This is a genomic window from Mesorhizobium sp. 43Arga, from assembly GCF_053714255.1.
Map to the genome: position 1 here is coordinate 22,282 of NZ_JBSKBO010000024.1, position 10,367 is coordinate 32,648.

At 61.9% G+C, this 10,367-nt stretch carries 5 protein-coding genes and 1 pseudogene; 2 read left to right on the top strand and 4 right to left on the bottom strand.

Annotated elements, in window-relative coordinates:
• Positions 1–32 precede the first annotated feature (32 nt).
• From ACWGS8_RS34100 to ACWGS8_RS34115, 4 genes are read right to left on the bottom strand one after another with little or no spacing between them, the layout of a single operon-like run.
• Complete coding sequence (locus ACWGS8_RS34100; protein ID WP_454585035.1) at positions 33–2,237, bottom strand: GumC family protein; 2,205 nt, start codon at positions 2,235–2,237, stop codon at positions 33–35.
• Between the two features lies 1 nt (position 2,238).
• Positions 2,239–4,236, bottom strand: coding sequence for an asparagine synthase (glutamine-hydrolyzing) (gene asnB, locus ACWGS8_RS34105; protein ID WP_454585036.1), 1,998 nt, complete (start codon positions 4,234–4,236; stop codon positions 2,239–2,241).
• A 1-nt stretch (position 4,237) separates the two neighbouring features.
• Complete coding sequence (locus ACWGS8_RS34110; protein ID WP_454585037.1) at positions 4,238–5,497, bottom strand: O-antigen ligase family protein; 1,260 nt, start codon at positions 5,495–5,497, stop codon at positions 4,238–4,240.
• Positions 5,494–6,717: a glycosyltransferase gene (locus ACWGS8_RS34115; protein WP_454585038.1), complete on the bottom strand. Its 1,224-nt coding sequence runs from the start codon at positions 6,715–6,717 to the stop codon at positions 5,494–5,496. Before ACWGS8_RS34115 ends, ACWGS8_RS34110 begins: the two co-directional genes overlap by 4 nt.
• A 384-nt stretch (positions 6,718–7,101) precedes the next feature.
• Here ACWGS8_RS34115 and ACWGS8_RS34120 point away from each other — a divergent pair, with 384 nt between their 5' ends.
• Together ACWGS8_RS34120 and ACWGS8_RS34125 are read left to right on the top strand one after the other, a co-directional pair.
• The gene (locus ACWGS8_RS34120) at positions 7,102–9,783 is read left to right on the top strand and encodes an AMP-binding protein (RefSeq protein ID WP_454585039.1); all 2,682 of its coding nucleotides are present in this window, start codon (positions 7,102–7,104) and stop codon (positions 9,781–9,783) included.
• 302 nt (positions 9,784–10,085) lie between these two features.
• Positions 10,086–10,367, top strand: a pseudogene (locus tag ACWGS8_RS34125) (calcium-binding protein); the annotation flags it as partial.

Sequence of the window (10,367 nt, forward strand, 5' to 3'; positions counted from 1 at the left end):
GTGACACTTTTGAAGAGCGGAGACGGTCCTCATCAGACCCTCTCCAACAACAGGTCAGCGTTATCCCCGAGCCGATGGCCGGCATGCATCTTTAAATTCACTTGAGTGAGCACACTCCCGACTGGAACGGTGACGGATCCACCGGCCCTGAGCGACTCCAGAACACCACGGGCGATGCTGCGCCTCGTCTTGGCCCAGCGAACGGCAAAAAGCACTGCATCGGCCCAGCGCTTCAGAAGCCTGGTTTCGGGGCCTCCGAGTCCCAACGGCCCGTTGATGATGACGATGTCGTAGACCGAGAGAAGTTCTTCGCTGAACTGGGATTTGTCGACCGTGGACAGAAGCGTCAGCAGATCATCCGAAGGTGCAGGAGCGGCCATCAGATCGATGCCGATTTCTGGCATTCTCGTGATTGCATCCTGCAGCACGCAGCGTTCACTCACATAGTCTCCAAATGAGTTGTGAGCCTTGATGGTGCCGAATTCGCCACGAAACTCGTTCGTGAGGCGCGCGTCCTTGCGGTCGAGGTCGAGGAAAAGCACCCTTCCTCCCAGTCGCGTTGCCGCCAGCGCCAGGCTCCACGCCAACTCTGTCTTGCCATCGTCCAGGATGCTGGACGTCACGAGGATCATATGGGGCGGCTGCCCCCTTCCCTGAGTTGGCGCCGCGGTGACCAGAAGGGATGTCGCGGCCCGACTGAACGGCGAGTTCTGCTGGCCCAGAACCAGATGCCGCAGCTGCCTTGCATGGAGTCCCGAAACCTTGGGAAGCAGTCCTATGCACGGGATCCCAAGCTCGGCTTCGGCTTCAGCCTCGCTGCGCAAGGTCTGGTTGAACATGTTGCGGACTAGGATCAAGACCGCCGCCATCAGACCAACTACGATCATGCCGGGTGGAACCAGGAAAATTCTCGGCAGGGTGCTGGGATTTGACGGCGGCCATGCCGTCGACAGGATCGCTACACCTGGCGAGGGAGCGGCGATGCGCCGTATCAGGTCCTGCTGCCGGCCAAGGAGCCCGTTGTAGTGCTGCGTCACGATGGCGACCTGCGGCTCAAGGGCACGCAAGCCGGAAAGCTGGCTCGCAGTGTCGGCCACGGCCGCGTCGAGCACCCTCTTGCGGTCCTCGAGAGCCGCAACCTGGGCGCGGTACACATTTGCCTCGGCGGCGATGCGCGCGATGCCCTGCTCTATTTCACGCGTCACCGCCGTGCCCAGATCGCCGTCCGCAGCGGCACCCGACTGACGTGCCACGAGGTCGGCCAATACAGGCGATGCGATTTCTTCAGCGATGGCCGATACAGGGGCGCCCGCCTTTCGCAGGTCCTCGATATGGCGAAGGCGCGATTCCGAGGCGGAAAGATTGGCCTTCGACAAGAAAATCTGTCGGCCAAGCTCCGCTGTCTCATTGGCCGCGTTGTTGGCCGCGCTTTGATCAACGGCGCCATGCGTCAGCCGGTACGTCTCCAGCCGATCGGTCGCGTCAACCAGGTCCCTTTGCACCTGCGGCAGGCTGGCGACCAGCGATTCCAGTTCGCGCTGATCCGATGCTCGCTGTTTCTGTACGAGATCCTCGATATACACTTGAGCGAATGTGTTCGCGACAAGCGCAGCACGTACCGGACTGGTATCGGTGAAGCCGATGGTGATGACGCGCGAGCGCAGCTCTTGTCCAACCCTCATTCCGCTCCGCAGCGTCTTCAGCGCAGCTGCATCCACAGCTTCCGGACTTTCCGCGGCAGGCCCACCCTTCGACCAGATCCGGCTCAACAGATCGCTCACGAACGAGCCTGCGGTGGGCGGGACGGCGCTGATGCCGCTTTTTCCGGCGGCGTCGGCAGCCTCCGGCTGGCGCAGCGCCGTGAGAACTCGACGCAGATGGGCTTGCGACGAGAGCATCGTCAGATGGTCATCGATGCTCGAATCCAGCGAGTCCTGAGCGATCGCCGCGGCGTTCGCAGTACCGGTGCTTGGGGCGTCGATGATGATCTGCGTCGTCGCCTCGAACAGCACCGGGCGAGCAAAGCCCGCGAGGCCAGCCAGAATGCCGCCCAGAAGGGCGACGGCAAGCAAGAGCCACTTTCTCGCCGCCAGGGTGACGACGAGCTGGTGGAGGGGAGACGGCGGCGGCACGGGCTCGCGTGGCGGTCGCCTCATCCGCGGGTTGGTGTCGAGCGTAGCGACGGCCATTTGCGTCGCACGCGGAAGCCTGGCGCGGCTGGCTATGGAACCTTCCATCTCAATCCCCTGTCAGTTCGATATCGTAAGAAGGGCGCGTTGCCGGCGCCGATGGCCGCATGGCTTCGTTGCGCCATGCCTGGAACATCAGCAGCGGCCACAAGTCGCGGAAATGATCCTGGTTTCCATGCTGATGATCGCGCCAACATGCGTCGACCTTCGCACAGTCGATGACCCCATCTCCCGACAGGCGTGTCGTGGCGATGATATCCGTTGCCCAGTCGCGCAGGGGTCCTTTCAGCCAGGCTCCGACCGGAACGTCGAAACCCTGCTTGGGCCGATCGACCAGTCCGCGCGGTACATAACGATCAAGGAGCTGGCGAAGTATCCATTTGCCCCTGCCACTTCGGACCTTGGCATCGGTTGGCAGGCGCCAGGCGAATTCAACGACGCGATGGTCCAGGATCGGGCATCGTCCCTCGAGGCTGTTGGCCATGGTGGCGCGATCGAGCTTCACCAGGATGTCGCCGGGGAGATAGCCGGTCATGTCGTCAAACAGCAGGCGCGACAGCAGATCGTCGAGCGGTGGCGCGCTGGCATTCGATGGCGGTGGCTTGTGATGAAGAAGTTTGTTGGTTGAAGATTCCGTCAGCCGCTGAAGCAGTTGGTCCTCATTTGCCGCGGCGAACAGGCGGGCGAGGCGGTGCAACCGGTCACCGCGCAATCCGTGCCGCATAGCCGCCGAAAGCGGCAGGTTGCCGAAGATGTCTTTGTGGGAGGCCTGGGCCAGCAATCCTGCCCCTGCCGCCAACATCCGACGAAACGACGACGGCAGCTCATGCTGCCTTCTGAGGCGGGTTGCCAGGAAGTGTCGAGAATAGCCCGCGAAGCACTCGTCGCCGCCATCGCCCGATAGAGCCACGGTGACGTGCCGCCGGGCGAGGCGCGACACCAGCAGCGTCGGTATCTGCGACTCGTCTGCGAACGGCTCGTCCCAGATCCTCGGCAGCTCCGGAATGACCTCAAGCGCCGCTGCCGGTGAAAGATGAAGTTCCGTATGATCGGTGCCCAGATGCCGCGCAACCGCGGCCGCATGGGGTGCCTCGTCGAACCCGCTCTCGCCGAAGGCTATGGTGAACGTGCGAACGGGCTTGTGGGACTGCGCCTGCATCAGGGCGACGACCGTCGAGCTGTCGATTCCGCCCGACAGAAAGGCGCCAAGCGGCACATCGGCAACCATTCGCTCATTGACGGCTAGGCGAAGCAGTCTGTCGAGCTCGGTCGTAAGGTCCTCGTCGCTGCCGGCGATCGGATCTCGCCGCGCCCTGCAGGCGACATCGGCCAGCGACCACCAGCGGCGAATGCGATGCGCAAGCGCGTCGGTGCCGCGGGCCTTGGCAAAATCCGCCGCCGTCACCGACAGGACTGAACCGGGCGGCAGCTTGAACACACCCTGCCAGATGCAGCGATCATCCGGCACCCACCCTTTCGAAAGCATCGTCGCCGCCACATCGACATCGAGTTCAGGGCTGAATCCCGGGAAACAAGTGATCGCTTTCAGCTCCGAGGCGAAGACGAGCGCTTCACGTGTCGAGGCGACATAGAGCGGCTTTTTGCCCATTCGGTCGCGGGCGAGGTGGAGAACCCGGTTCTTCAGATCCCACAGCGCGAAAGCGAACATGCCGGCGAAGCGCTGGAGTGCCGCATCGAGGCCCCAGTTCTCGATCGCGCAGAGCATGACTTCCGTGTCGCTGGTGCCGCGGAAACGGTGGCCCGCGCCTTCCAGTTCGCGGCGCAGATCGCGGAAATTGTATATTTCGCCATTGAAGGTAATGACATACCGGCCGCTCGCGGAGTGCATCGGTTGGCGACCCGCCTCCGACAGGTCGACAATGGCCAGACGCCGATGGCCGAAAGCGATCCCGGCTTCACGGCTCATCCAGAGCGCCTCGCCGTCGGGCCCGCGATGACGAAGGGCCATCGTCACCGGCCCGATCGCCCTGAGCGCGTCGGTATCGGCTGCATCGGGCGCCAAGAGAATTCCGGCGATCCCACACATTCTAATATCTCCTCTGGCGAACGATCGCGGGGGTCGCCTGCGGCATTCCGGCGACAAGGCAGAGGGTCAGACAGAACCACACGATCGGATGGCGGATGATCAGGTGCGGCGCACTGAAGACAGCGATCGATGCGACCAGCGCCACGAGCGTGTCCTGTCTCGCACGCCAAGCGGACATAGCGGCCGAGCCGAGGATCCACAGCAGGGCCAGGACTGAAATCAGGCCGCCCTGAGTGTAGAGATCTAGGATCGTGCTGTGGGCCTCGAAAGGCCGCGGCAGAAACTGCTGATTGACGATAGGGGGACGATCAAGGTGCGGGCCTGGTCCGAGACCCAGCGATCCGGATCTGGCTCCCTTGTTCAACGCCTCGTCCCAAAGGTAGAGGCGAAGTGCCGCGGTTTCCGCGGTCGCATCCCCGCCCTTGTCCTTGGTGAGGCTCTTGGCGAAGTTTTCGGCGTTGGCGGCCTCGCTGAGGGCGTAGGGCGCGATGGAGACCGCCAATGGAAGGAATGCAATGGTGAACAGAAGGGCAAGTTGCCGTGAAAGGCCGACCTTGCCGCCGTCGCTGGTGAGCCATGCCCGAATCCGCAGTCCGAGAAGAATCAGGCAGGCCAGGACCGTCGTGTAGAGATAGGTGTCGCTCTTTGTCAGCCTTCCGACATAGAAGGTGAGCATCAGGCTGCACAGCGCAAGACATCTTCCCCACGGATTGCTGGTGGATGTGGCGAGATGCAGGGCCAGTGGACCGAGAAGCGCGCAGTAGAGCGCAAGCTGGTTCGGATTGTCGGACCAACCGCTGAAGCGGTCCCAGTACCAGGGGTGGACACCAGACTGATGTATCCAGCCGAAACCAAGCCCTACCTGAACGACAAAGCATGCACTCGCGACAGCGATCATCCACCAGGCGATACGGCGTAGACGGACAGCCGCGTTGGGCTCCGCGGCAGCCAGACAGGTAACGCAGGCCAACAGCACATACGCCATCGTGTCATGCAACAACGGATCCAGAAACAGCGTGGTCGTCAGAAAGCCGATGATGGAACCCACGCCCAGGGCAAGCGTCAGGATCACCCAGAAACATGCAAGTTTGGTCAGGGCCGGCGTAACCTCCAGTCGGCCGCCAGCAAGGATCCGCGTGATCGACAGCAATATCCAGAGCGTGAGGAACAGTTCGCTGTAACCGAACGGCAGCCCCGGAATGCTGAGTTGCACCGCGTAGGACATCGCGATGCCGAAGGCCAGGATCGCGTCACGGATCATTGCCGCGCCTCACCCAGTCGGGGGACCCGCGCACCCTCTTCCCTGGAGATCGCGGGCGCGGGCCGAGCCAGACTGCCGCGGTATTTGCCACCGAGGACGGTCTTGTACAGATCGCAATACTGGTCGACGACCCACGACAGCGAAAATCGCTCCCGCACGAGGCCGACGGAACGGCTGCCCATGATCTTTGCACGGGCGCGATCAGACAGAAGATCGATTAGTCTGGACGCCAGGCCATCGGCATCGCGCGGCGCGACGAGATAGCCATTCCAGCCATCTTCAACCACGTCATTGCAGCCGGGCATTCTCGAGGCGACGATTGGCAATCCGGACAATCCCGCCTCCAGCAGGACGCGCGGAACACCCTCGCGATACTGCGTCGGAAACGCGAACAGATCCGCCATGCCAAGGAGGGCCGGAACGTCCCGCCTTGGCCCCAAGGCGACGACATAAGGAGCATATTGCTCGATATCGGACCTGCCGACCGCGAACGGACCTTCGGAGTCCTGCGGACCGACAAGCACGAAACGCGCATTGGGTCTCTCGGAGAGGACGCGGGGAACCGCCTTGAGGAGGGTCGGAATCCCCTTCTGGCGAGTCAGCCGACCGACAAAGACTATGATTTCGGCCGACTGAAGCCCAAGCGCTTCGCGCATCGTGGTGGCCGAAGGGCCGCGGTACCTTGCTGTCGAGAATGCATTCGGGTCGATGCCGGAACTCCGGATCAATCGGCTTTTGGCGTGACCCACCAGCCGATAGCGGTCGAAGAAGGCCTGATCGTCCCGATTCTGGAAGACCGTCATGGCTGTCCAAAGTGACGCCAGCCCCTGAAGGCCACAAAAGACCGGACGCAGCGCCAGCGCCCGCGGTTCCCGTGACGAGAATGTCCAACCAAGCCCATTGATGGTGCGAATGACCGGAACCTGCCCGCGCACGGCCAAAGGGGTCAGGAGGTTGGGCTTGGTGTCGAAACTTTGAACAACGTCCGGACGCAATTCGGACATCAATTCGCGGACCGCGCTGACAGCGCCCCATTCTCCACCGCCGCTGGCAAAGCGGTCAAACCCAAACCGGCGATGCGGAATGCCGTGAGGTGAAAAGGCGTCTTCGACATCGCTCGAGACGGCAGTGACCCGAAAGCCCCTTTCACGCAGCGCCAGAAGGAACGGAATTCTAAGCCGGTGATCCTCGCCTCCAATGCAAACCAGATGCGGACTCATCCTGTCCCTCCTGGATGCCGGCAGAATCCCAATCGCGTAAAACCGCTGGCCCTATGATCTGTTTTCATGGCCCGGTTCATCGCCCCAGTACGCACAACACCCAGGCTCACGCTAGGAGTAGGCTTGCGCGTTGTCCTCGTCTGTTTAAATGAAGCAAGGAATTGGGCGATGCGGCCATGCAGCGGCATTCGCTGTCGGATGGATGAGTTGAGCTGGAACTCATTCGTTCTAACGATGCCAGCGCCGACACGGTCGCGTACGACACGGCAAAGCCAGTCAGCAAACAAGGGGGCTGTGTTGGAGACGTCGGGGCGCCCGCGTTTAGAGAGCCGTTTTCCACGCGCCTTGCCATCCGTTGGCGGACCGACAACGGATCAAGAGGTTGTGATCCTGCGCGGCAACGGCCCTCCTGACGGCTTCACGTGGAAACAGGCCTCCACTCGCCCTCTGGACATGGGCGGACCCACCAGCCGCCTCTTCCCGCGGATGGGCGATGACTTCTCCGAAAAATCGGCATTCTCGCACCTGAAGCGGATCGTCGAAAAATACCCGGACAAGATCGCGATCAGTGACGGCTCTACGTCCCTCAGCTTTTCGGAACTGCTCAACGCGGTCCAAAACCTGGCGGGTGCGATTGATGGTTCGACCCCACCAGGCAAGGCGGTCGGGATCCTCATCGGAAATACGCTCTGGTATCCGGTGGCCATGCTCGCCGCCATGCGGGCCGGCAGGCCCGCCGTGCCATTGAACCCCCGGGATCCATTTCAGCGCCTCGCCGCAATTTCCACCAGCGCGCGGCTGGCTGCGATCATCAAGCCAGGGCCAGGCAAGCCGGCAGGCTGGCCGGATGCCTCCTCGCTTGAGTGGATCGATGCGGCAAGTTGCATGGCCGCATCGCTGGATGGCAGCCTATCGGCGTTGCCGTCCGAAGTGTCCGTCGATGCTCCGGCAATCGTTCTGTACACGTCAGGCAGCACCGGGGCGCCGAAGGGCGTCGTGAACAGCCAGCGGGCGATCCTCCAACGCGTTCAGCAATATGTGGATGCCTGCCACTTCGGTCCCGACGACGTGTTTATGCCACTGACTGGGCCGGCGACGATCGCGGGATGCCGCGAGATGATGACACCTATGCTATGCGGCGCCACATTGTACCTGTCGGATATCGAGAGTGCCGGTATTCGCGCTGCCCGCGATAATTTTCAGAAATGGCGGGTGACGGTCGTCTATCTCGTGCCGGCGCTGCTGCGTGTGTTGATGAATGGTTCTGCGCCCGACACATTCTCTTCCTTGCGGATCGTGCGGGTCGGCGGAGAAAAGATCCTATGGTCCGATATCGACCGGCTCCGCGACAACGTTCCTGAGTCCTGCCTTGTCCAGATCAGCTATTCGTCCACGGAAACGACCGGCACGCAATGGTTCCTGCCGAGAGGCTACCCGGAACGCGGCGCAACGGTCCCGGTTGGCTTCGTGCTGCCCGGCATCGAATACACCATCGTGGATGAGAACGCATGCGAGGCCGCCCCGGGCGATGAAGGAGAGTTGCTGATCAGAGGCAACTACACCACGCTCGGCTATTGGGCGGATGGAGAAAACGTCCCTCTTCAGGGGAACTCCGGCAACCTCCTGCTTCGAACCTTCGCAACGGGTGATCTGGTCAAGGTCGACGACACTGGAATGATGTGGATCGTCGGACGAAAGGGACGCCAGATCAAAATAAACGGGAGGCGGGTCGAACCTGCCGAACTGGAACTCGTCCTGCGCCGGGCGCCTCAGGTGGATGATGCCGTTGCGGTGGTGACGGACGCGAACGAACTGGTGGCCTTTGTCGTCCCCGCCAAACCTGGCGGAAGCGAGCTCATTGCTGAATTGCGCGACCTGATCAGGACGGCCCTGCCGCCGGCCGTTCACCCGACGCGCCTGCACAGTGTTGCCGAGATACCGCAGCTCAAAGGCGGCAAGGTCGACGGCGTCAAGCTGCGGGAACTGGATCGCGCACTGAACGCGCAAGAGGCGCAGAACACGCCCATAGTCCGGCAGGCGGCGAACCCGCTTGATATCGAAGGCACCGCGGCGGCCGTATGGGAGAGGATTCTCCCGGGCAAACGGGCAGCTGGCAGCCGCTGGGACGATGCCGGTGGCGATTCCTTGAAGCTGCTGCAATTCGTCATGGAACTGGAGACGGCGGTGGGGCGGGAACTCAACCTGGACGCGTTCACCGTCGGGATGAGCTTTGCCGATGTCGTCCGGGCAGCGTCTCCAGGGCAAGACACAAATAACCCGCTTGTCGAAGCTTCCGACCCGAGACCCGTTTTGTTCATCGTCCCCGGATCGATCGGCTATGGTCCAAGCCTGGCGGCCTTCGGTGCCGAGATGGGCAAAGTCGCCAGAGTTGTTGCCGTGCGCTACGGGGATCTGAACGACCTGCTGAAGGGACACGGCACTATACCGCGGATGGTGGATGCGGTTGTCGACCAGATCAGCCAGGCCCAGCCTGATGGCGATGTGAAGCTGATCGGCTATTCGCTTGGTGGCGGCGTCGCGTTCGAAGTGGCCGCCAAGCTTGTCGCCGCTGGTCGGTCGGTCACGTTCCTGGGAATCCTCGACACCAATATCGGGCCCGGGCAGCACAACTATCGTGAGCGACTGGCACGCACCGTCCAGCGCATCCGGACGCATCGAGTGACGGTGGATCGCATGATTTTGCGGGCCCTGGCAAAATTGTTTGCCCAATTTGGTGTCGAGGCTGTGCTTGCGAGGGGCATCGACTGGCTGAAATGGAGGACCTTCGCCAGAACGCGATTCATCTTGCGCCTTGAACTCGAAGAAGTCCTGCGGATGCGTGCATTTGGCCAGTGGCTCGCGCAGCCGAAGCCCGCATTGCCGATTACCGCCACCCTGTTTCGGTGCAGGCGCACGGGCGTTCCGTCAGACCTTGGCTGGAGTGCTTTCGTCACCGGCCTGAACATAATCCCGATCGTCGGCGGGCACCTGGACATGCTTGTTGAGCCCTATCTCAGCCACAACCGTCCGCTGATAGAAAGAGCCTTTGTGGTGAGCGGCGCATAGCGGGTGATTCGCACACCCGGACCTGAATCGAGACAGGATGCTCGTGCACGTTCCTGGCCGATCCACAACAAATCCGCCGGCATTGCCGCCGTGGCGAGAACAGCCTAGTCCTGCGTCGCCGAGCTGAAATATCCCTAAACAATCAACAAGTACCATGACCAGGGCAGCCTTCCCGTCGCACAGGCTCTCCTTGCCATGATCAACGAATCTATCAAAGGGCGCCGGTATTTGATTTGGCCCTAATATATCCTTTCCAATAGGCAGGCACCGGGGCACCACCGAATTGGACGAAGGATATTTGCATGACAACCCTCCACTACGCCTCGGGTGGGTCGGCCTCCGAGGTCGCAACCGCCGGATTCAATCTTGTCGACGTTTCATCCGTAGACGAACTCAACGCATTGCCGGCTGGCACGAAAGGTCTGGTCTGGCTCGATGAAGCCAATGGCGCAACCTCGTCTTTCATTCAGAAAGTCACGCCCTTCATCGGCAATCCGAACGTGTTCGGCTTCTTCCTCGTCGACGAGCCCGATCCGACGGGCAAATGGGGAACCTTTGCCACAGCCGACAATCTGAAGGCGGAA